General features: G+C 64.0%; 21 protein-coding genes. 14 read left to right on the top strand and 7 right to left on the bottom strand.

What is annotated here, in order from left to right; genetic code table 11:
- Window positions 1–7: 7 nt before the first annotated feature.
- Window positions 8–784, bottom strand: coding sequence for an enoyl-CoA hydratase (locus P0D89_RS16060; RefSeq protein WP_408367482.1), 777 nt, complete (start codon window positions 782–784; stop codon window positions 8–10).
- A gap of 139 nt (window positions 785–923) precedes the next feature.
- Between P0D89_RS16060 and paaN the strand changes: the two genes are divergently transcribed.
- From paaN to paaK, 5 genes are all read left to right on the top strand, one after another.
- Window positions 924–2,624 (top strand): phenylacetic acid degradation protein PaaN, encoded by a 1,701-nt coding sequence (paaN, locus tag P0D89_RS16055; RefSeq protein WP_408367479.1) that lies wholly within the window; start codon window positions 924–926, stop codon window positions 2,622–2,624.
- 137 nt (window positions 2,625–2,761) lie between these two features.
- The gene (gene pcaF / locus P0D89_RS16050; protein ID WP_408367477.1) at window positions 2,762–3,967 is read left to right on the top strand and encodes a 3-oxoadipyl-CoA thiolase; all 1,206 of its coding nucleotides are present in this window, start codon (window positions 2,762–2,764) and stop codon (window positions 3,965–3,967) included.
- A gap of 48 nt (window positions 3,968–4,015) precedes the next feature.
- A complete protein-coding gene (paaG, locus tag P0D89_RS16045) occupies window positions 4,016–4,807 on the top strand; it encodes a 2-(1,2-epoxy-1,2-dihydrophenyl)acetyl-CoA isomerase PaaG (RefSeq protein WP_408367475.1) in 792 nt (263 codons plus the stop codon).
- A 1-nt stretch (window position 4,808) separates the two neighbouring features.
- Complete coding sequence (gene paaI, locus P0D89_RS16040) at window positions 4,809–5,270, top strand: hydroxyphenylacetyl-CoA thioesterase PaaI (protein WP_408367473.1); 462 nt, start codon at window positions 4,809–4,811, stop codon at window positions 5,268–5,270.
- 181 nt (window positions 5,271–5,451) lie between these two features.
- Window positions 5,452–6,756, top strand: coding sequence for a phenylacetate--CoA ligase PaaK (paaK, locus tag P0D89_RS16035; RefSeq protein WP_408367471.1), 1,305 nt, complete (start codon window positions 5,452–5,454; stop codon window positions 6,754–6,756).
- A gap of 192 nt (window positions 6,757–6,948) precedes the next feature.
- Here paaK and mltA read toward each other — a convergent pair whose 3' ends face one another.
- Window positions 6,949–8,073 carry a murein transglycosylase A gene (gene mltA / locus P0D89_RS16030; RefSeq protein ID WP_408367469.1) on the bottom strand — a complete coding sequence of 375 codons (1,125 nt, stop codon included), beginning with the start codon at window positions 8,071–8,073 and terminating at the stop codon, window positions 6,949–6,951.
- A gap of 28 nt (window positions 8,074–8,101) precedes the next feature.
- Here mltA and P0D89_RS16025 point away from each other — a divergent pair, with 28 nt between their 5' ends.
- Complete coding sequence (locus tag P0D89_RS16025; protein ID WP_408367467.1) at window positions 8,102–8,263, top strand: hypothetical protein; 162 nt, start codon at window positions 8,102–8,104, stop codon at window positions 8,261–8,263.
- A gap of 102 nt (window positions 8,264–8,365) precedes the next feature.
- Here P0D89_RS16025 and apaG read toward each other — a convergent pair whose 3' ends face one another.
- Window positions 8,366–8,740 (bottom strand): Co2+/Mg2+ efflux facilitator ApaG/CorD, encoded by a 375-nt coding sequence (gene apaG / locus P0D89_RS16020; RefSeq protein WP_408367465.1) that lies wholly within the window; start codon window positions 8,738–8,740, stop codon window positions 8,366–8,368.
- 273 nt (window positions 8,741–9,013) lie between these two features.
- On the opposite strand from apaG, the gene rpe reads away from it, so the two are divergent.
- The 8 genes from rpe to P0D89_RS15980 all read left to right on the top strand — a co-directional run bounded on the left by rpe (window position 9,014) and on the right by P0D89_RS15980 (window position 16,296).
- Window positions 9,014–9,697 (top strand): ribulose-phosphate 3-epimerase, encoded by a 684-nt coding sequence (gene rpe, locus P0D89_RS16015; RefSeq protein WP_149673096.1) that lies wholly within the window; start codon window positions 9,014–9,016, stop codon window positions 9,695–9,697.
- A 13-nt stretch (window positions 9,698–9,710) separates the two neighbouring features.
- The gene (locus tag P0D89_RS16010) at window positions 9,711–10,427 is read left to right on the top strand and encodes a phosphoglycolate phosphatase (RefSeq protein ID WP_408367463.1); all 717 of its coding nucleotides are present in this window, start codon (window positions 9,711–9,713) and stop codon (window positions 10,425–10,427) included.
- Window positions 10,428–10,789: 362 nt separating this feature from the next.
- Window positions 10,790–12,283 carry an anthranilate synthase component I gene (trpE, locus tag P0D89_RS16005; RefSeq protein ID WP_408367461.1) on the top strand — a complete coding sequence of 498 codons (1,494 nt, stop codon included), beginning with the start codon at window positions 10,790–10,792 and terminating at the stop codon, window positions 12,281–12,283.
- Window positions 12,284–12,296: 13 nt separating this feature from the next.
- On the top strand, window positions 12,297–12,884 hold the full coding sequence (locus P0D89_RS16000) for an aminodeoxychorismate/anthranilate synthase component II (protein WP_408367459.1): 588 nt from the start codon (window positions 12,297–12,299) through the stop codon (window positions 12,882–12,884).
- A gap of 19 nt (window positions 12,885–12,903) precedes the next feature.
- A complete protein-coding gene (trpD, locus tag P0D89_RS15995; protein ID WP_408367457.1) occupies window positions 12,904–13,935 on the top strand; it encodes an anthranilate phosphoribosyltransferase in 1,032 nt (343 codons plus the stop codon).
- A gap of 18 nt (window positions 13,936–13,953) precedes the next feature.
- Window positions 13,954–14,739, top strand: coding sequence for an indole-3-glycerol phosphate synthase TrpC (trpC, locus tag P0D89_RS15990; RefSeq protein WP_408376904.1), 786 nt, complete (start codon window positions 13,954–13,956; stop codon window positions 14,737–14,739).
- A 32-nt stretch (window positions 14,740–14,771) separates the two neighbouring features.
- Window positions 14,772–15,398 (top strand): CYTH domain-containing protein, encoded by a 627-nt coding sequence (locus P0D89_RS15985; protein WP_408367453.1) that lies wholly within the window; start codon window positions 14,772–14,774, stop codon window positions 15,396–15,398.
- Window positions 15,399–15,465: 67 nt separating this feature from the next.
- On the top strand, window positions 15,466–16,296 hold the full coding sequence (locus P0D89_RS15980) for a uracil-DNA glycosylase (protein WP_408367451.1): 831 nt from the start codon (window positions 15,466–15,468) through the stop codon (window positions 16,294–16,296).
- 95 nt (window positions 16,297–16,391) lie between these two features.
- On the opposite strand, the gene P0D89_RS15975 is transcribed toward P0D89_RS15980, so the two are convergent.
- From P0D89_RS15975 to P0D89_RS15960, 4 genes are all read right to left on the bottom strand, one after another.
- A complete protein-coding gene (locus P0D89_RS15975; RefSeq protein ID WP_408367449.1) occupies window positions 16,392–16,988 on the bottom strand; it encodes an FMN-dependent NADH-azoreductase in 597 nt (198 codons plus the stop codon).
- A 154-nt stretch (window positions 16,989–17,142) separates the two neighbouring features.
- Complete coding sequence (locus tag P0D89_RS15970; protein WP_408376902.1) at window positions 17,143–18,933, bottom strand: M61 family metallopeptidase; 1,791 nt, start codon at window positions 18,931–18,933, stop codon at window positions 17,143–17,145.
- 95 nt (window positions 18,934–19,028) lie between these two features.
- Window positions 19,029–19,754: a DsbC family protein gene (locus P0D89_RS15965; protein ID WP_408367445.1), complete on the bottom strand. Its 726-nt coding sequence runs from the start codon at window positions 19,752–19,754 to the stop codon at window positions 19,029–19,031.
- Between the two features lie 120 nt (window positions 19,755–19,874).
- Entirely contained in the window at window positions 19,875–21,047 is a 1,173-nt protein-coding gene (locus P0D89_RS15960; RefSeq protein WP_408367443.1) for a UbiH/UbiF family hydroxylase, read from the bottom strand.
- Window positions 21,048–21,079: the final 32 nt, after the last annotated feature.

Below are 21,079 nucleotides of genomic sequence, written 5' to 3'. Positions count from 1 at the left end.
AAGCGTATTAACGATGCTTGAAAACCGGCTTGCGCTTCTCCACGAATGCGGCCATGCCCTCTTTCTGATCTTCAGTTGCGAAGAGGGAATGAAACAGGCGGCGCTCAAAATGTACGCCTTCCGCGAGCGTCGTTTCATATGCGCGGTTGACCGACTCCTTCACCATCATCACCGCCGGCAGCGGGAACTCCGCAATGGTCGCTGCCGCGGCGACGGCCTCATCCAGTAGCGAGGCAGCCGGAATGACACGCGAAACCAATCCCGCACGCTCGGCTTCGTTCGCATCCATGAAGCGGGCGGTCAGGCACAGATCCATTGCCTTCGCCTTCGAGACCGCACGCGGCAGCCGCTGTGTGCCGCCTGCGCCCGGCATGATGCCGAGCTTGATTTCCGGCTGACCAAATTTGGCGGTGTCGGCGGCGAAAATGATGTCGCACATCATCGCCAGTTCACAGCCGCCGCCCAGCGCGAAACCGGCCACCGCGGCAATGATAGGCTTGCGGATGGAGCGAACCGTTTCCCAGTTGCGGGTGATGTAGTCGCCTTTGTAGACATCCATATAGGTGTAGGTCGCCATCATGCCGATATCGGCGCCGGCGGCGAACGCCTTCTCGCTACCCGTCACCACGATCGCGCCGATCGCGTCGTTGGCGTCGAACTCGCGCAGCGCGCTACCCAGTTCGTCCATCAACGCGTCGTTCAATGCGTTCAGTGCCTTCGGACGGTTCAAGGTGATCAAACCAACCCGTCCCTGCGTCTCAACCAGAATGTTCTCGTAAGCCATGCCGCCTCCACCTTCTAATGGTTAATCACACGCGAAAACGCTTCGCGCGACTCTCTTAATAATGCTAACATTCACCAACCAACCGGTCGGTCAATTATTAGACAGGCTTCCTCCCAACGCACAGCCAAGCCCCTCTGCCATGACACATCCGCTATTCACCAAGCACGAAGACACGCTGCAAAAGGCACTTACCGCGGTTGAAACGCGCGGCTACTGGAGTCCGTTCGTCGAGATGCCCAGCCCGAAAGTGTACGGGGAAACAGCCAACGCGGACGGCGAAGCCGCCTTCAAAGCGCTACTCAACGCGACATTCGAACTGGACCAACCTTCGACGGGCGAAACGGTCGGCGCCGAAGTCTCGCCGTTCGGTTTCCCGCTCGGCGTGCGCTACCCGAAAGGCGACCCCGACGCACTGATCGCGGCGGCCGCCGCCGCGCAAAGCAGTTGGCGCGCGGCAGGCCCGCAGGCGTGGATCGGCGTGAGTCTGGAAATTCTCGCGCGACTGAATCACGCCAGCTTCGAAATCGGCTACAGCGTGATGCACACGACCGGCCAGGCATTCATGATGGCCTTTCAGGCCGGCGGCCCGCACGCGCAAGACCGCGCGCTCGAAGCGGTCGTGTACGCGTGGGACCAGTTGCGCCGCATCCCCGCCGACGCTCACTGGGAAAAGCCGCAAGGCAAGAATCCGCCGCTCGCGATGCACAAGCGCTACACCGTCGTACCGCGCGGCACCGGCCTTGTCCTCGGCTGCTGCACGTTCCCGACGTGGAATGGCTACCCGGGCCTCTTCGCCGATCTGGCCACTGGCAACACGGTCATCGTCAAACCGCATCCGGGCGCGATCCTGCCGCTCGCGCTGACTGTGCGAATCGCGCGGGACGTTTTGCGTGAAGCGGGTTTCGATCCGAACGTCGTCACGTTGCTGGCCACCGAAGCGAACGACGGTGCACTCGTACAGGATCTGGCTCTGCGCCCGGAGATCAAACTCATCGACTTCACCGGCAGCACGCAAAACGGCACGTGGCTCGAGCGTAATGCCCACCAGGCTCAGGTCTACACCGAAAAAGCCGGCGTAAACCAGATCGTGATCGACTCGGTCGACGACATCAAAGCCGCCGCCCGTAATATCGCCTTTTCACTGGCGCTGTACTCGGGCCAGATGTGCACCGCGCCGCAGAACATCTACGTGCCGCGCAACGGCATCCGCACCGCCGACGGCACGCTCGGTTTCGACGAAGTCGCGCAAGCCATCGCCAGCGCCGTGCAAAAGCTCGTCGCCGACCCGGCCCGCGCAGTCGAACTGCTTGGCGCGATTCAGAACGAAGGCGTCGTCCAGCGCATCGACGAAGCCGCCAGGCTCGGCCGCGTTCTGGTCCAGAGCCAGACGCTCGAACATCCGTCGTTCGCCAGCGCGCGCGTGCGCACGCCGCTTGTGCTGCAACTGGACGCAACCACCGACTACGCACAGTTCACCAAAGAATGGTTCGGCCCAATCTCATTCGTGATCGCGACGGATTCGACCGCGCAGTCGCTCGATCTCGCCGGCGCGATCGCCGCCGAGCACGGCGCGCTCACGCTTTCGGTCTACAGCACGGACGAAGCCGTGCTCGACGCGGCGCACGAGGCATCGATCCGCGGCGGCGTCGCCCTGTCGATCAATCTGACAGGCGCAGTGTTCGTCAACCAGTCCGCGGCCTTCTCCGATTTCCACGGCACGGGCGCGAACCCGGCGGCCAATGCCGCACTGGCCGATGCAGCCTTCGTCGCGAATCGCTTCCGTGTGGTTCAAAGCCGCGTTCATGTTGAACCGAAAGCGGCGCTGGCGGTAGCTGGCTGAATGGCATAGGACAGCGGCATAAGAAAAGCACGGCCTCGCTCCTACGCCGTTTGGCCGAATGGACCGGGTCGTGCGCCCCAACTAACATGAGACATCGGATCGGCACTGCGCGCCGCTCCGCCCCAGCGGGAATTTCTATGAACGACGCCTTCATCTGCGATGCGATTCGCACCCCCATCGGCCGCTACGGCGGCGCCCTCAAAGACGTCCGCGCCGACGACCTCGGCGCCGTACCGATCAGGGCGCTGATCGAGCGCAATCCCGGCGTCGACTGGCGAGCCCTCGACGACGTGATCTACGGCTGCGCCAACCAGGCCGGTGAAGACAATCGCAACGTCGCGCGCATGTCGGCGCTGCTCGCGGGCCTGCCCACGGATGCGCCGGGCGCAACCATCAACCGCCTGTGCGGCTCAGGCATGGACGCGGTCGGCACCGCCGCGCGCGCGATCAAGGCTGGCGAAGCGCGTCTCATGATTGCCGGCGGCGTCGAAAGCATGACGCGCGCGCCGTTCGTGATGGGCAAGGCAGGCAGCGCGTTCTCGCGTCAAGCCGACATTCACGACACAACCATCGGCTGGCGCTTTATCAATCCGCTGATGAAGCGCCAATACGGCGTCGACTCGATGCCGGAGACCGCGGAAAACGTCGCCGTCCAGTTCGGCGTGAGCCGTGCGGATCAGGACGCGTTCGCGCTCGCGAGTCAGCAAAAAGCGGCCCGCGCGCAACGTGATGGCACGTTGGCGCAGGAAATCGTCGGCGTCGATGTCGCGCAGAAGAAAGGCGACCCCGTGCGCATCACGCTCGACGAGCATCCGCGGGAAACGTCGCTCGAAAGTCTGGGTAAGCTCAAGGGCGTGGTTCGTCCGGACGGCAGCGTGACGGCCGGCAACGCGTCCGGTGTAAACGACGGCGCTTGCGCACTGTTGCTCGCAAATCAGCAGGCGGCGGAACAGTACGGCCTGCGCCGCCGCGCACGCGTGGTGGGCATGGCGACCGCGGGCGTCGAGCCGCGCATCATGGGCATCGGACCGGCGCCGGCGACGCAAAAGTTGCTCAAGCAACTCGGCATGACGCTCCAACAATTCGACGTGATCGAACTGAACGAAGCATTCGCGTCACAAGGGCTGGCGGTGCTGCGCACACTTGGTCTGCGCGATGACGATCCGCGTGTCAATCCGAACGGCGGCGCCATTGCGCTCGGCCATCCGCTGGGCGCATCCGGCGCGCGCCTGATCACTACCGCGCTGTACCAGCTGGAACGGATCAACGGGCGCTTTGCGTTGTGCACGATGTGCATCGGTGTCGGGCAAGGCATTGCGCTGGTCATCGAGCGGCTTTCGTAGCGACCACAGTAGTGCCCATCGGCTAAAGAGACTTTGAGGAGACACCCAATGTCATATGAAGCGATTCGCCTGGACATCGACGCATCGAGCCATGTAGCAACCATCACGTTGAGCCGGCCAGACAAGCTCAACAGCTTCACGCGCGCAATGCATCAGGAACTGAGCGCCGCGCTCGATGAAGTCGAAGCCTCCGGCGCCCGCGCTCTCCTGCTGACCGGTGCGGGCCGCGGTTTCTGCGCCGGCCAGGATCTCGCCGATCTCGACTTCACGCCCGGCGCATCGACGGATCTTGGTGATCTGATCGACAAGCACTTCAACCCGCTGATTCGCCGTCTGCAAGCGCTACCTTTGCCGGTGATCGCCGCGGTCAACGGCACGGCCGCCGGCGCCGGCGCCAATCTCGCGCTGGCTTGCGACCTCGTGCTCGCGGCCCGCTCAGCAAGCTTCATTCAGGCGTTCGTGAAGATCGGCCTCGTGCCGGACTCGGGTGGCACGTGGTTCCTGCCGCGGCGCGTCGGCATGGCGCGCGCGTTGGGACTCGCGATTACCGGCGACAAGCTCAGCGCGGAAAAAGCCGAAAGCTGGGGCATGATCTGGCAGGTGCTCGACGACGCGGAACTCTCCCTGGCCGCCGCCAAACTCGCGTCCCAACTCGCGCAGCAACCCACGCGCGCCATCGCCGCGATCAAGCAGGCCATGCGCGCGGGCGCGACGCAAACACTCGACCAGCAACTCGATCTCGAACGCGATCTGCAACGCGAACTCGGGGCTTCGCACGACTACACCGAAGGTGTGCAAGCGTTTGTGGAAAAACGCGCGCCACGCTTCGAGGGCCGTTGATATGTCCACTCCAGCCAACCACCCCAAACAGATGACGCCCGACGAACTCGCTCGCGCGACCGCTGCCGCGATGTACGAAAACGATGCCTGCAGCCGGGCGCTCGGGCTCGAAATCGTGGCAGTGCGTGCGGGTTATGCGCGCCTGCGCATGGCCGTGCGCGACGACTTCCTGAACGGCCACGAGATTTGCCACGGCGGCCTGATTTTCACGCTCGCCGATTCGACGTTCGCGTTCGCCTGCAACACGTACAACATCAACACGGTCGCGGCCGGTTGTTCGATCGAGTTCCTGAAGCCTGTACGAGGCGGCGACGTGCTGACGGCGGAAGCGGTCGAGCAAACACTGAGCGGCCGCACCGGCATCTACGATATTCGCGTCACGAATCGCGCTGACGAAACCGTCGCCATGTTTCGCGGCAAATCGTCGCAAATTAAAGGCAACCTGATTCCCACGGGCGATTGACAGGCAAACGCGCGGCGAGCCGGCGGCAAAGCAGCGGTGAAATCCGCAGCCGCGCCGCGGCAGATGCGCGAACCAGTGGCCGCTCACCAACGCCACATCCCCGTATAGCAGCCAGTTCCTGTTTTGCGCACGAGCGCACCGTACATCAGACTCAAGCATTGAGGCAGCAAGGAGACATTCAATGACGACCGCCCTTCCGCTCGATCCTATCGAGACCGCCAGCCGCGACGAACTTGCCGCGCTTCAACTTGAACGGCTCAAATGGTCGCTGAACCATGCCTACGAAAATTCGCCGGTATATCGGCGCAAGTTCGACGAAGCCGGCGTACACCCCGGTGAGGTAAAGACGCTGGCGGACCTCGCGCGCTTTCCCTTCACCACCAAGAAGGATCTGCGCGACAGCTACCCGTTCGGGATGTTCGCCGTGCCGCAGGAACAGATTTCGCGGATTCACGCGTCTTCCGGCACGACGGGTAAGCCGACCGTCGTGGGCTACACCGCGCGCGATATCGATACATGGGCGAATCTCGTCGCGCGGTCGATCCGCGCCGCCGGCGCAAAGCGCGGCGACAAGGTACACGTGAGCTACGGCTACGGCCTGTTCACCGGCGGCCTCGGCGCGCACTACGGCGCCGAGCGCGCCGGCCTCACCGTGATCCCGTTCGGCGGTGGCCAGACCGAAAAGCAGGTGCAACTGATTCAGGATTTCCGGCCGGACATCATTATGGTGACGCCGAGCTACATGCTCTCGATTGCCGACGAACTCGAACGCCAGGGCATCGACCCGGCCAGTTGCTCGCTGCGCATCGGCATCTTCGGCGCGGAGCCGTGGACCAACGACATGCGGCAGGCGATCGAAAAACGCATGGGCATCGATGCGGTCGACATCTACGGTCTGTCCGAGGTGATGGGACCCGGCGTGGCGTCGGAGTGCGTGGAAACGAAGGACGGTCCGACCATCTGGGAAGACCATTTCTATCCTGAGATCATCGACCCCGAAACCGGCGAGGTGTTGCCCGACGGCGAACTCGGCGAGCTGGTGTTCACGTCGCTGACTAAGGAAGCGCTGCCGATCGTCCGCTACCGCACGCGCGACCTCACGCGCCTGCTGCCGGGCAGCGCCCGCACGATGCGTCGGATGGAGAAGATCACCGGCCGCTCGGACGACATGATGATCGTGCGCGGCGTGAACGTGTTCCCGACGCAGATCGAAGAACTGCTGCTCAAACAGCATGCTCTCGCGCCGCATTATCAGATCGTGCTGACCAAGGAAGGCCCGCTCGACGTCTTGACGCTGAACGTCGAGCCGTGCCCGGAAAGCGCGCCGGATACGGCAGCGCTGAACACGGCCAAGCAGGCCCTGACCTATGACATCAAGGCGCTGATCGGCGTGAGCGCGGTGGTCAATGTGTTGGCGGTGAACGGCATCGAGCGTTCGGTGGGTAAGGCGCGGCGCGTGGTGGACAAGCGCAAGTCGGGACTTTAACTCGCGCGAAAAAAACGGCGTCGCGTCCGGATTTACAACCGGGACGTGACGCCGTTTTCAGCTACTTGGCGAAGCTCGCCTGAAGCGGGCGATCCTGTTGAGAACTCGGCTCGTGCAGGCTTCGGTCTGCAAATCACGCAGCGGCGATTCAATCCCGAAAGCCACCGCTTCACCGCTCACAGAGCCCCACGATCACGAATTCGGCAGCAACAACCACATCCGGCCACCCTGCTTCATCTTCCCGGCCAGGTCGCCAGCGTCGTCGCCGAGCCCCCAGAAGTAGTCTGCGCGTACACCGCCCTTAATCGCGGTACCGGTGTCCTGCGCGAACACGAGACGATTCATCGGCGAGTTCGTCAATGGACGCGTGGTCTGCAAAAACACCGGCGTGCCCAATGGAATCGAAGTCGGGTCGACGGCGATCGACCGCTCCGGTGTCAACGGCACACCGAGCGCGCCGATCGGACCCTCCGCGCCGCCGCTCGGCACGCTTTCGCCGGACGGCATCTCACGGAAGAACACAAAGCGCGGATTTGTATCGAGTAGTGTGTCGACACGGGTCGGATTGGCGCGCGCCCATGCCTTGATGCCTTGCATGGTTGCCTGCGCCGGCGTGAGTTCGCCGCGATCCAGCAGCCAGCGCCCGATCGACTTGTACGGCTGGTTGTTGGTGCCGCCAAAGCCGACGCGCATCACGCTGCCATCTTCCATCACGATGCGTCCCGAACCCTGCACCTGCAGGAAGAACGCTTCGATCGGATCGTCGACCCAGACGAGTTCATTGCCATCGAGCACGCCGCTGCGCTCGAGTTGCGCACGCGCCGGCAGCGGCGCGCCGGCGCGATAAGCGCCGGGCCAGCGATACAGCGCCGTCTGGTACACGCCGTGCCGTGTCCGCGAGCCGCGCAGCAAAGGCTCGTAGTAACCGGTGACGAGACCGTCTAGCGTGCCGTCGTTATTGGCTAGCTGGAAAGGTGTGAAATAGGCTTCGAAAAAGGCTCGCGCGCTGGTGACGTCGAGATCGTCGATTTGTGCCGCCGCCGCGCAGGCCCGCGACCAGTTCGGTTGACGCGCGAGCCTCACGCAGTTCTGCCGCAGTGCGGCGGTCGCGCCGATCAGCGAGTCGTCCTGCCAACCCGGCACCTGCCGCCACGCGACCGCCGTGAGGCGCGTCGCGGCGATCTGACCAGGTATGATCGCCGCACCCGTGGGCGGCGAAACCGACGGCCGGACCGCGCCGCCCCCGCCGCACGACGCCAGCAGCACCGCAACCGAAAGCGCTCCGAGCCAGGCCCCGGCTGTGCGGACAAAACGCATACAATGTTCGTTCTTGATGGAAACCGCCATGTCTGATCTGTTCGACGAATACCCGATGCTCATCTTCGCGCTGGAGTCGCTCGTCGCGCTCTTTCTGCTCGTCTTCATCGTTGTGTGGACATCGTCCGGCAAGAAGAAAGCAAAGCGCGCCAACGCGAATGAGCAGCCCAGGCAGCAAAAACCGCAGTAACGCGCTGCGTCAAACCGCGGATTGAACCTCGTGTTGAGCCTGTCACGCATGCGCTCAAAACGCGTTTGACTGTGTTTAAAGACCGTGGGCCCGCGCCCCGGTTCAATGCAGCGTGCGCGGCATACGCAGAATGAACTCCGGCACCGGCGCGTCGAAACGCTCGCCGTCTTCCGCGACGCAGAAATAATCGCCGCGCATGGTGCCGACCGGCGTGGCGATGACCGCCCAACTCGTATATTCGAAATGCTCGCCCGGTTTGAGCAGTGGCTGATGGCCGACCACGCCGAGACCCTTCACTTCCTGCACATGATTCTCGCTGTCGGTAATCACCCAGTGGCGCGCTATGAGTTGCGCGGGCACCTGGCCGGTGTTGCGGATAGTCAGCGTGTATGCGAACGCATACTGGCGGCGCTCCGGGTCCGACTCTTCAGGCAGGTATTGCACCTGCGCCGAGACGCTGAATTCGTACTGGCTCATCCTGATTCCGGTCTGACAAAACTGGGGTGGGGAAAATCGCGGGAAGCCCCGAACGCCAATGGGTTGCGGCGCATTGGCGAAGCGGCGCGCATGGATTGGCATTCTCCTTGATGCGCGGCATGCCCGCAACCCGCTAAAACCTTTGGCCAGGGTCCGTTAGGACACTGGGGCGCCTGCGCGGCTCGGACGAGCCGCTGCTGAACGCCCGCGCTCCGCTCCAGACCCGCGCAAAACGGTAAAATGGCGCTTTCCCGCTTGCATCCGCTCACCGCCATGACGCAATTCCGCATCGCTCCCAGTATTTTGTCGGCCGACTTCGCCCGTCTCGGCGAAGAAGTCCGCAACGTCGTCGCCGCCGGCGCCGACTGGATTCACTTCGACGTGATGGACAACCACTACGTGCCGAACCTGACCATCGGCCCGCTCGTGTGCGAAGCGATCCGCCCGCACGTGGACGTGCCGATCGACGTGCATCTGATGGTGCGTCCGGTCGACCGCATCGTGCCGGACTTTGCCAAGGCCGGCGCGAACCTGATCAGCTTCCATCCGGAAGGCTCGGACCATATCGACCGCACGCTGTCGCTGATTCGCGACCACGGCTGCAAGGCCGGCCTGGTGTTCAATCCGGCCACGTCGCTGAACTATCTGGATCACGTGATGGACAAGCTCGACCTCGTGCTGATCATGTCGGTCAACCCGGGCTTCGGCGGCCAGTCGTTCATTCCTGAGGCGCTGAACAAGCTGCGCGAGGCCCGCAAGCGGATCGACGCGTACAAGGAGCGAACCGGCCGCGAGATTCATCTGGAAGTGGACGGCGGCGTGAAAGTCGACAACATCGCGGAAATCGCGGCGGCCGGCGCGGACACGTTCGTGGCCGGTTCGGCGATCTTCGGCCAGCCGGACCACAAGGTCGTGATCGACAAGATGCGCGCGGCGCTCGCCAACGTTCAGCACTAAACAGGCACGCTCAATGACCGCTCCGTTTCCCGCCCCGACCTTCACCGGCCCGCGCCTGCAAGGCGCGATCATCGACCTCGACGGCACGATGATCGACACCGCCGACGACTTCACCGCCGGCCTGAACGGCATGCTCGCGCAACTCGATGCGGAGGAAACGTCGCGCGAGGAAGTGGTCGGCTATGTCGGCAAGGGCTCGGAGCATCTGATCCGCAGCGTGCTCGCGCCGCGCTTCGAAGCAGACCATGCGCAAGACCGCTTCGACGAAGCGCTCGCGATCTATCAGGCTGAATACGCGAAGATTAACGGTCTGCACACGCGGCTTTATCTCGATGTCGAAGCCGGTCTGCGCGCGATGCGCGATGCCGGCCTCAAGCTCGCGTGCGTGACCAACAAGCCGCATCGGTTCGCGCTCGAACTTCTGCAGCAGTACGGGCTCGCGCAGTATTTCGGCGTCGTGCTCGGCGGCGACAGTCTCGCGAAAAAGAAGCCTGACCCGCTGCCGATGCTCACCGCCGCGGCCCAACTGGGCGTCGAACCGCAGGCCACCGTCGCGATCGGCGATTCGGAAAACGATGCGCTGGCGGGCCGTGCGGCCGGCATGGCGACGCTGACCGTGCCCTACGGCTACAACCACGGCCAAGCTATACAAACGATAAAATCCGATGGTATAGTTGCCTCGCTGCTCGACGCCGCCAAGGCGATCGCAGCGCACCAATCCACGACTTGAAAAGTCCTTCATCCTCATGTTTCTGAATAAAAAACGGAGTCTGATTAGCATCGACCGGGGAGCCTGGCCCTGGCGTCGCTGGTCGCGCTAACCTCGCCTGAGGTACGCTGAAGCTCGTCTTCGGCAACCGTTTTTTACTTCGCTGCGCTCACGCGTTTTTTCCATCATCTTGTTTCGCTGCACCGGTTGATTCGGCCTGCGAGTACCCGCAAAGTACAGCTGTGCGCTGAAATCCGCTGCTCGCGCCGATGGGAAACTCGCGCCGGTCCGTATCATCGTGTCGACGAACGCCCTGACCGGTCGCGCAACGCCCCGCTTTGTCCGGCGCACGCTGCCGCCGGACCACCGTACAGGATCGGAACATGACCGAACTCGAATTCCAGTCCCTCGCCAATGAGGGCTTCAACCGCATTCCGCTGATCGCCGAAGCACTGGCCGACCTCGAAACGCCGCTCTCGCTGTACCTGAAGCTCGCGCAGAGCGAGCGCAACGGCGCCAACTCGTTTCTGCTGGAATCGGTGGTGGGCGGCGAACGCTTCGGCCGCTATTCGTTCATCGGACTGCCCGCGCGCATGCTGCTGCGCACGCGCAACGGCGTGTCGGAAGTGGTGTGCGACGGCAAGGTCGTCGAAACGCACGAAGGCGATCCGCTCGAGTTCATCCAGCAATTCCAGAGCCGCTTCAAAGTGGCGCAGCGCCCCGGGCTGCCGCGTTTCGCGGGCGGCCTCGCCGGTTACTTCGGCTATGACGCGGTGCGCTACATCGAGAAAAAGCTCGCGCACACCGCGCCGAAAGACGATCTGAATCTGCCCGACATCCAGTTGCTGCTGACCGAAGAAGTCGCGGTGATCGACAACCTCGCGGGCAAACTCTATCTGGTGGTGTACGCCGATCCGACGCAAGCCGAGGCATATACGAAGGCCAAACAGCGTCTGCGTGAACTGCGTCAGCGCTTGCGCACGACCGTGCAGCCGCCGGTCACCTCGGCCAGCATGCGCACCGAAACCTATCGCGAATTCGCGAAAGACGACTATCTGGCCGCCGTGCGCAAGGCGAAGGAATACATCGCCGCCGGCGAACTGATGCAGGTGCAGGTTGGCCAGCGTCTGACCAAGCCGTACCGCGACAATCCGCTGTCGCTGTATCGCGCGCTGCGCTCGTTGAATCCGTCGCCGTACATGTACTACTACAACTTCGGCGAATTCCATGTGGTCGGCGCGTCGCCGGAAATTCTGGTGCGCCAGGAAAAACGCGGCGAGGATCGCATCGTGACGATCCGCCCGCTCGCCGGCACGCGTCCACGCGGCAATACGCCGGACCGCGACGCGGAACTTGCGACCGAACTGCTCAACGACCCGAAGGAAATCGCCGAACACGTGATGCTGATCGACCTCGCGCGCAACGACGTGGGCCGCATCGCGCAAATCGGCTCGGTGGTCGTGACCGACAAGATGGTGATCGAAAAGTACTCGCACGTGCAGCACATCGTGAGTTCGGTCGAAGGCAAGCTGAAGCCCGGCACCACCAATTTCGACGTGCTCCGCGCGACGTTCCCGGCCGGCACGCTGTCAGGCGCGCCGAAGGTCCGCGCGATGGAACTGATCGACGAACTGGAACCCGTGAAGCGCGGGCTGTACGGCGGGGCGGTCGGCTATCTGTCGTTCACCGGTGAAATGGATCTGGCCATCACGATCCGCACCGGCGTGATCGCGAACGGCAATCTGTATGTGCAGGCGGCCGCGGGTGTGGTCGCGGATTCGGTGCCGGAATCCGAATGGCAAGAGACCGAGAACAAGGCCCGCGCCGTGTTGCGCGCTGCCGAACAGGTTCAAGACGGCCTCGATAGCGACTTCTGACCGGAGACACACCATGCTGCTCATGATCGACAACTACGACTCGTTCACCTACAACCTGGTGCAGTACTTCGGCGAACTCGGCGAAGACGTGCGCACCTACAGGAACGACGAAATCACGCTGGACGACATCGCGAAGCTCAACCCCGAGCGCATCTGCCTGTCGCCCGGCCCCAGCAACCCGCAGCACGCGGGCATCACGCTCGACGTGCTGCGCGAATTCGCCGGCAAGATGCCGATTCTCGGCGTCTGCCTCGGCCACCAGGCGATCGGCGAGGCGTTCGGCGGCCGCGTGGTGCGCGCGCAAACCATCATGCACGGCAAGGTGAGCACGATCGAAACGGACTGCAAAGGCGTGTTCGCCGATCTGCCGAAGCATTTCGTCGTGACCCGCTATCATTCGCTTGCGATCGAACGCGAATCGCTGCCGGACTGCCTCGAAGTCTCGGCATGGACCGATGACGGCGAGATCATGGGGGTGCGCCACAAGGAACTCGCCGTCGAAGGCGTGCAGTTCCATCCGGAATCGATCCTGTCCGAACACGGCCACGCGCTGCTCGAAAACTTCGTGAAGCAGTCGAAGCTTGCCCAACGCAACGCCTGATAAAGAGAGAGACGAGATCATGTCGATTACGCCCCAGGAAGCGCTGCAACGGACTATCGAGCACCGCGAAATATTCCACGACGAAATGCTGCATCTGATGCGGCTCATCATGCGCGGCGAACTCTCGCCCGTGATGTCGGCTGCGATCATCACCGGCTTGCGCGTCAAAAAAGAGACCATCGGCGAAATCACCGCAGCCGCCACGGTGATGCGTGAATTTGCCCGGCACGTGGACGTGCAGGACAACTCGAACTTCGTCGATATCGTCGGCACCGGCGGCGACGGCGCGCACACCTTCAACATTTCCACCGCAACCATGTTCGTGTCGGCGGCCGCCGGCGCGAAGGTCGCGAAGCACGGCAATCGCGGCGTGTCGAGCAAGTCGGGCAGCGCGGACGTGCTCGAAGCGCTCGGCGTGAATATCGATCTGCAACCGGACCAGGTGGCGGCGTCGATTGCGGAAACCGGCATGGGCTTCATGTTCGCGCCGAACCATCATCCGGCAATGAAGAACATCGCCGCCGTGCGCCGCGAACTCGGTGTGCGCACGATCTTCAACATTCTCGGCCCGCTGACCAACCCCGCCGGCGCGCCGAACCAGTTGATGGGCGTGTTCCACGCGGACCTCGTCGGCATTCAGGTGCGCGTGATGCAGCGTCTGGGCGCAAAGCACGTGCTGGTCGTGTACGGTATGGACGGCATGGACGAAGTGTCGCTCGGCGCGGCGACGCAAGTCGGCGAGTTGCGTGACGGCGAAGTTCGCGAGTACGAGATTCACCCGGAAGACTTCGGCATGCAGATGGTGTCGAACCGCACGCTGAAAGTGGCCGACTCGAACGAATCCAAAGCGATGCTGCTCGACGCGTTGGACAACAAGCCCGGCGTCGCGCGCGAAATCGTCACGCTGAACGCGGGTACGGCGCTGTATTCGGCGAACGTGGCGTCGTCGATCGCGGACGGCATTCAACTGGCGCGCGAAGCGATCGCGAGCGGCAAGGCCCGCGCGAAGGTCGAAGACCTGATCCGCTTCACCCAGCAATTCAAGCAGTAATCAAGTAGCGAGACACTTATGAGCGACATCCTCGACCGCATCATCGCGGTCAAACGCGAAGAAATCCGCGCGGCCGAACAAAGTGCGCCGCTCGAAGAGTTGCGCCTCGAAGCGTCGTCGCGCGATATCCGCGATTTCGTCGGCGCGTTGCGCGCCAAGCACGCGGCGGGTCTCGCCGCGGTGATCTCCGAAGTGAAGAAGGCGAGTCCGTCCAAAGGCGTGCTGCGCGAGAACTTCGACCCGGCCGAGATCGCGCGTTCGTATGAGAAGCACGGGGCGGCCTGTCTGTCGGTGCTGACCGACGTGCAGTTCTTCCAGGGCAGCGTCGCGTATCTGCAGCAGGCGCGCGCCGCGTGCAAGCTGCCGGTGCTGCGCAAGGACTTCATCGTCGATCCGTACCAGATCGTCGAAGCCCGCGCGATGGGCGCCGACGCGATCCTGCTGATCGCCGCCGCGCTCGACACCGCGCAGATGCAGGACCTCGAAGCGCTCGCGCATTCGCTCGGTCTCGCGGTGCTGGTCGAAGTGCACGACAGCGACGAACTGAAGGAAGCGCTGACGCTGAAGACGCCGCTAATCGGCATCAACAATCGCAATCTGCGTACTTTCGAAACGTCGATCGACACCACCATCGGCATGCTCGACTCGATTCCCGACGACCGCATCGTCGTCACGGAATCGGGCATTCTGTCGCGCGCCGATGTCGAGCGCCTGCGCGCGATGGACGTGCACACGTTCCTGGTCGGCGAAGCGTTCATGCGCGCCGACGAGCCGGGCGTTGAACTGGCGCGGATGTTTTTCTAGGCACCGGGCCGGCAGAGCGAGCGAAGCAGATCATGGGCATGGAACGCGAAATCAAGCTGGCGCTGCCGGCTGAGCGGGTGCAAGAGGCGACGCAATGGTTCGTCGCGCGTACCGGTGTTGAGGGACGCCCCGTCAAGCTGGTGAATATCTACTTCGATACGCCCCAGCTCACGTTGGCGACGTCGAAGAGCGCGCTGCGCCTGCGTCAGACGCCGGACGGCTGGCTGCAAACCTTCAAGACGGTGGGCCATGCGATCAATGGCTTGCACAGCCGGCATGAATGGGAAATGCCCGTGGCCGGTGCGAAGCTGGAGATCGACGCCTTGCTGCGCGCCTGCGACGAGCCGGCCGCAGCCGATGCATTGCGCGAGGCGGCGCACACGTTGATCGACCTGTTCCGCACGAATTTCACCCGCACGCTGTGGCATGTAAAAGCGCACGGCGCGGAAATCGAAGCAGCGATCGATCTGGGCGACGTGCTTGCCGAAGTCGACGGCAAGACCCGCCGCGCGCCGATCTCCGAAGTCGAACTCGAACTGAAGTCCGGCGACGAAGCCGCGCTGCGCGCGCTCGCCGCGCACCTTGGCCAAGAAATAACCGGCCTCGCGCCCGACAACATCAGCAAGGCGCAGCGCGGCTATCGGCTGCGGGCGGGTTGAGCGGCTTCGACAAACGCAGCTCGCCGCACCTTGAGCCAGAGCGCGTTTGCTGCGACACTCCCCCGCCATGACCTCTGCTTCCCGAAACCGCCCCCAGCCGTCGCAGGCATCCCTGTTCGGTGACGCCGCAGCCGTACCGTCCAGCGACATGACCACTCAACCACAAAGCGCCGACGCCCCGCCGACACTCGAAGCCCAATTCGCCGCATTGCCTCCGGAATGGCGCGCGCATCTGAAGCCGTTCATCGAAAGTGACACGTACGCGCCGCTCTGCCGTTTCGTCGACGGGGAGCGCGCGGCGGGCAAGACCGTTTATCCCGCCGACGTGTTCCGCGCGCTGCGACTGACGAGCCCCGACGAGGTCAAAGTGGTGATCCTAGGCCAGGACCCCTATCACGGCGAAGATCGCGGCACGCCGCAAGCGCACGGACTCGCGTTTTCGGTCGCGCCGAACGTGCGGACGCCGCCGTCGCTGCGCAACATCTTCAAGGAAATCGCCACGAGTCTCGGCCACGAGCCGCCACGTCACGGCTGCCTCGACACATGGGCCAAGCAAGGCGTGCTGCTGCTGAACACGGTGCTGACCGTCGAGCGCGACAACGCGGCGAGTCACGCGAAACGTGGTTGGGAAAAGTGCACGGACACACTGATCCATGAACTGGCGATGCGCCACGACGGCCTCGTGTTCATGCTGTGGGGCGCGCATGCACAAGCCAAACGTGCGCTGCTCGGCGGAAAGTCCCATTTCGTGCTGGAGGCGCCGCATCCGTCGCCGCTGTCGGCGCATCGTGGCTTTCTCGGCTGCGGGCACTTTGCCAAGGCCAACGAATATCTCGTGAAGCACGGCCGCGAACCGATCGACTGGCGCTTGCCGGACGAAGCGCAAATGCTTGCGTAACCATGCGAACCGCGCCGCAATAAGAAAACGCCACGAACTCACGTCCGTGGCGTTTCTCATTGCACCGCTACCTGCCGCGTTGAAGCGGCAAGACCTTACGCAGCGGCGATCGCTTCGCGCGCGGCAGCCAGCGCTGCGTCCGCTGCGTCCGCGCCCATGTTCAGGCCTTCGGCGTAGATGAAGTTCACCTCGGTCATGCCGAGGAAGCCCAGGAAGCTCTTCAGATACGGCGTCTGGCTGTCGTTCGGCGTGCCGAGGTACTTGCCGCCGCGTGCCGACACGACGTGGACCTTCTTGCCCTTCACGAGACCTTCGGGGCCGTTCGCCGTGTACTGGAACGTGATTCCGGCGCGGGCAATGAAGTCGAAGTACGTCTTGAGCTGCGACGAGACGCCGAAGTTGTACATCGGCGCGCCGATCACGACGATGTCGGCGGCTTGCAGTTCGGCGATCAGCGCTTCGCTGCGCGCGGCGATCGCGGCTTGCTCGGCGGTGCGCTGGTCGGCCGGCGTGAAGAACGCGCCGAGGACCGCGTCGTCCAGATGCGGCAGCGGTTCGGCTTGCAGATTGCGGACGACGACTTGCGCGCCCGGATTCGACTGTTGCAGCTTTTCGGTCAGCTCGTTGACGAGCAGCGTCGAGTTCGCGCCTTGCGAGCGGGCTGCCGAGTTGATTTGCAGGATCGTGGTCATGTTTGACTCCAGTAGGGGCGCGCAGTGTTGCGCGAGTGGAGTCATTGTGTTTTTTTACCGGCTCGGGAAAAAGCCATCCAGCGACGACGGATTGTTGCACTGGTAGAACAATCCGCCGCCCTCGCGCGTTAATTGACGGCAGCGCCGATTACGATCAGCTTGCCAGCCAGCGCTCACGCGCCTTACGCGGGGCTGGTCGCTTGTCGCTGACCGCGAGCTTGTAGCGCGCCACCTCAGGCCCGTCCAGCTTGACTTGCGTGTTGCGCAGCTCGTCGCGGCGGAACGCGTGGATCTCAACTTTCGCGCCCGGCTGATAGCGCGTGAGCAGTCCGTCAAGATTCGCGCCGGTCACGCGCAGGCCGTCGAGCGCGATCAGCACGTCGCCGGCCGAGAGTCCCGCTTTCTGCGCCGCGCTGCCTTCATGGACCGCCGCCAGCGTGCAATCCGCGCCGCCGCGCAGACGCACGCCGAGCGACGGCTTGCCGTTCTTGTCGAATTCCGGCGCTAGCGAAACGCCGAACGGCGCGAGCAGCGCGTCGAGCGGCAGATCGGCCGTGCCGTGTACGCCATCCGCGAACAGTTCGCCTAGTTGAGCGCCGGTCGCTTCCGCGAAAATCGCCTCGATCTGGCTCTCGTCGACACCGACCGGTTTACCGCGATAGAAGTCTCGGCCGAAACGCTGCCACAGCAGACGCATCACGTCGTCGAGCGATTTGCGGTTGCCGGTCTGCTCGCGGATCGTCAGATCGAACGCGAGCGCGACGAGCGAGCCCTTGGTGTAATAGCTGACGATCGCGTTCGGCGCGTTCTCGTCCTGCCGGTAATATTTGACCCACGCGTCGAACGAGCTTTCGGCGACGGTTTGCTTGAGCCGCCCGCTGCCGCGCTGCACGCCGCCGATCACCTTGCCGAGCATGCCGAAATAGTCGTCCTGCGAAATCAGGCCGCTGCGCACCAGGATCAGGTCGTCGTAGTAGGACGTAAAGCCCTCGAACAGCCACAGCAGCGACGTGTAGTTTTCGACGCTCAGGTCATAAGGCGCGAACACGGCCGGCTTGATGCGCTTCACGTTCCATGTGTGGAAATATTCGTGGCTGCACAGGCCGAGGTAGGTTCGGTAGCCTTCGCTCATCGCGTCGCGGCCTTGCACCGGCAGATCGCCGCGATTGCAGATCAGCGCCGTCGACGCGCGGTGCTCCAGCCCGCCGTAACCGTCGGTGACGGCCTGCGTCATGAACACGTAGCGATCGACCGGCGCTTTCTTTGACTTCGGTTCGAACAACGCGATCTGCGCTTCGCAGATGCGCTTCAGGTCGGCGCAGAGGCGCGCCATGTCCAGCCCGACCACGCGACCCGCGATCACGATGTCGTGCGGCACGCCATGCGCGTCGAACGTCGCCAGCTCGAATTCGCCCAGCGTGACCGGATGATCGATCAGCTCGTCGTAGTTCTGCGCGCGGTACTCGCCAAAGCCGTAGCGCTTCGTGCCGCGCGCTTCCGGCAGCGCGGTCGCGACGCGCCAGTTGCGATATGCCGTGCCTGCCGGCTTCTGGATCTCCACTACACACTGCGCTTCCTCATGCCCGAGCGGCGACAGGAACTCGCTCGTGCCGTTGAAGAAACCGGTCGTATCGTCGAGATGCGCGGCGCGTACCGACAGGTCCCACGCGTACACCTCGTAGCGCAGCGTCAGCGCACCCTTGACCGGCGCGGCCTGCCACGTGTGCTTGTCGGTTTTCTCCACGGGCACCTTGCGGCCCGCGTCGTTCACTGCGCGCAGCGTGACGATGTTGCGCGCGAACTCGCGCACCATGTAGCTGCCCGGAATCCACACCGGCAGCATGAAACGCTGGCCGGCCGGATCGGGATCGGCGACGGTCACGGTGACTTCGAACAGGTGGGCGGCGGGTTGCTTCGGAACGATGGTGTAGCGGATCGGCTTCATCGGCGGCGAGTAGGAGGTGTGAGGCTGGAATATGCGGGGCTTGATGCGAAAGGAGGCGCCCTGCGCGCCTCCTTGTTTTTACGTGTGCCGCGTGCTCAATGCACGGCGGACATTTCCTTGTCCAGCCGGTCGGCCGGGACGGCGCCGGGCAGGCGGCGGCCGTCGGCGAGGAACACGGTAGGCGTGCCCTCGACGTTCATCGCGTGACCGAGCGCCAGGTTCTTGTCGATCGCGGCGGTGTCGCAGGTGGCGGCGGCGGTGGGCGCCTGATGGTCCTGCATCCACGACTCCCAGGCTTTCGCGCGATCCGCCGAACACCAGATCGACTTCGACTTGGCCGTCGAATCCGGCGACAGAACCGGATACAGGAACGTGTAGACCGTCACGTTGTCGAGCGACTTCAACGACGTTTCGAGTTGCTTGCAGTACGGGCAGTTCGGATCGGAGAACACAGCGATCTTGCGCGCGCCGTTGCCCCGCACGACCTTCACCGCGTTCGCAAACGGCAGGCTCGCGAAATCGATACGGTTGGTGTCCGACAAACGTGCTTCGGTCAGATTCTTGCGGGTCTTCGCGTCGACCATGTCGCCGAGCAGCAGATAATCGCCGTTCGCGTCGCTATAGACGATCTGCGTGCCCAGGTTCACTTCGTACAGCCCGGCGATCGGCGACTTCGTGATGCCCTTGATCTGCACGTCGGCCAGACGCGACTGCAGCGTGGCTTTGAGCTTGTCGGTGGTCTGGTCGGCCTGCGCCGAGCAGCCGATCGTGAAGGCGGCGATCGCGAGCGCGCCGGCCATCATGCGGAAGGTCTTTTTCATGCTGAATTCCTGGGTTCGATCGCGCGTCGTGCGCGGTGTGTCACGTGTCAGGTCCGGCTGGAACGGTGTCAATCTGTCCATGATACCTGTGTTGCAGGCCGCGGCCGCCGGCGCCGCGCTTTAGCCCAGCGCGGCCGACACCAGCCAGCGCTTGATGAACGGCTGCGCGCCGACAAACGCCATGCCGCTATTGCGCAGCGCCTTGGCGAGCGGACCGGGGACCGCGAAGAGTTTTTGCAGGCCATCCGTGGCAATCATCAGCGCGCGGATGTCTTCGCGGCGAGCGCGTTCGTAGCGGCGCAGCAGCACCATGTCGCCGAGATCGCGGAACGATTCCTTGCCGGCGACCGTGTCGGCGAGCGCCGCGACGTCGCGCAAACCGAGGTTCATGCCTTGCCCCGCCAGCGGGTGAATCAGATGCGCGGCATCGCCGACCAGCGCGACGCGCGGCGCCACCAGCCGGTCCACCGTTTGCAGCGCGAGCGGGAAGCCTTGCGCGGGCGTTACGCACTCGAGCGCGCCGAACTGGCCGCCGGTCACGCGTTCCACTTCGGCGGCGAGCTGCGCCGGATCGAGCGCGAGCAGTTGCCCGGCGTGCTCGGTGCGTGCCGACCAGACCAGCGACAGATGACCGTCCGGCATCGGCAGCAGCGCGACGATCTCGCCATCGCGGAACCATTGGTAGGCGGTTTCGCCGTGCGGCTTGCTCGCCTTGAAGTTAGCGACCACGCCGGTTTGCCGGTAGTCGCGCCGAATCATCTTCGCGCCGATCTGCGCGCGCACCCACGAATGCGCGCCGTCCGCGCCGACCACCAGATCGGCTTCGACGACGTTGCCATTCGCGAGACCGACGCTCGCGCTCTCGGCGGTGAAGTCCAACGCCTGAGCGCGCGTGTCGATCCACGTGAGATTCGGCTGGAAGCGCAGCGCCGCATCCAGCGCGCGCTCGATCACCGACGATTCGACGATCCATGCCAGCTGCGGCACCGACGCCTGGAACGCGGAGAAATGCAGTTCGGCGTGCGCGTCGCCGTAGACGCGCATGTCGTAGACGGGCCCGAGCCGCGACAGATCGAGCGCCTGCCAGACCCGCAAGCGCTCCAGCAACGCCTGCGAACTCGCCGACAACGCGTAGACCCGCGAGTCGAACACGGTGCCTGCGGGCAAGGCCGCGCAAGGCTGCGCGAGCAGCGCCACGCGCAGGCCGCCTTGCGTGAGCGCGAGCGCCGCGGTCTTGCCGACGAGCCCGCCGCCGATCACGGCGGCATCAAAGGTCTGGTGATGTGCGTTCATCCGCGCATTATAGCCGCGGGGGTTGCGGGGGA

This window comes from Paraburkholderia sp. RL18-085-BIA-A (assembly GCF_046027075.1).
GTDB lineage: Bacteria > Pseudomonadota > Gammaproteobacteria > Burkholderiales > Burkholderiaceae > Paraburkholderia.
Note: the sequence above shows the minus strand (reverse complement) of the source record. Positions and strands in the feature narration are given on the sequence as shown.

Bases quoted from the DNA above. Each gene is read 5' to 3' on its own strand.
- apaG (WP_408367465.1), bottom strand. From the start codon at position 8,740: ATGAGCCAGTACGAATTCAGCGTCTCGGCGCAGGTGCAATACCTGCCT.
- trpC (WP_408376904.1), top strand. From the start codon at position 13,954: ATGAGCGACATCCTCGACCGCATCATCGCGGTCAAACGCGAAGAAATC.
- trpD (WP_408367457.1), top strand. From the start codon at position 12,904: ATGTCGATTACGCCCCAGGAAGCGCTGCAACGGACTATCGAGCACCGC.
- P0D89_RS16000 (WP_408367459.1), top strand. From the start codon at position 12,297: ATGCTGCTCATGATCGACAACTACGACTCGTTCACCTACAACCTGGTG.
- mltA (WP_408367469.1), bottom strand. From the start codon at position 8,073: ATGCGTTTTGTCCGCACAGCCGGGGCCTGGCTCGGAGCGCTTTCGGTT.
- pcaF (WP_408367477.1), top strand. From the start codon at position 2,762: ATGAACGACGCCTTCATCTGCGATGCGATTCGCACCCCCATCGGCCGC.
- P0D89_RS16025 (WP_408367467.1), top strand. From the start codon at position 8,102: ATGTCTGATCTGTTCGACGAATACCCGATGCTCATCTTCGCGCTGGAG.
- paaK (WP_408367471.1), top strand. From the start codon at position 5,452: ATGACGACCGCCCTTCCGCTCGATCCTATCGAGACCGCCAGCCGCGAC.
- P0D89_RS15985 (WP_408367453.1), top strand. From the start codon at position 14,772: ATGGGCATGGAACGCGAAATCAAGCTGGCGCTGCCGGCTGAGCGGGTG.
- P0D89_RS15970 (WP_408376902.1), bottom strand. From the start codon at position 18,933: ATGAAGCCGATCCGCTACACCATCGTTCCGAAGCAACCCGCCGCCCAC.
- paaG (WP_408367475.1), top strand. From the start codon at position 4,016: ATGTCATATGAAGCGATTCGCCTGGACATCGACGCATCGAGCCATGTA.
- rpe (WP_149673096.1), top strand. From the start codon at position 9,014: ATGACGCAATTCCGCATCGCTCCCAGTATTTTGTCGGCCGACTTCGCC.
- P0D89_RS16010 (WP_408367463.1), top strand. From the start codon at position 9,711: ATGACCGCTCCGTTTCCCGCCCCGACCTTCACCGGCCCGCGCCTGCAA.
- P0D89_RS15965 (WP_408367445.1), bottom strand. From the start codon at position 19,754: ATGAAAAAGACCTTCCGCATGATGGCCGGCGCGCTCGCGATCGCCGCC.
- paaI (WP_408367473.1), top strand. From the start codon at position 4,809: ATGTCCACTCCAGCCAACCACCCCAAACAGATGACGCCCGACGAACTC.
- paaN (WP_408367479.1), top strand. From the start codon at position 924: ATGACACATCCGCTATTCACCAAGCACGAAGACACGCTGCAAAAGGCA.
- trpE (WP_408367461.1), top strand. From the start codon at position 10,790: ATGACCGAACTCGAATTCCAGTCCCTCGCCAATGAGGGCTTCAACCGC.
- P0D89_RS15980 (WP_408367451.1), top strand. From the start codon at position 15,466: ATGACCTCTGCTTCCCGAAACCGCCCCCAGCCGTCGCAGGCATCCCTG.
- P0D89_RS16060 (WP_408367482.1), bottom strand. From the start codon at position 784: ATGGCTTACGAGAACATTCTGGTTGAGACGCAGGGACGGGTTGGTTTG.
- P0D89_RS15975 (WP_408367449.1), bottom strand. From the start codon at position 16,988: ATGACCACGATCCTGCAAATCAACTCGGCAGCCCGCTCGCAAGGCGCG.
- P0D89_RS15960 (WP_408367443.1), bottom strand. From the start codon at position 21,047: ATGAACGCACATCACCAGACCTTTGATGCCGCCGTGATCGGCGGCGGG.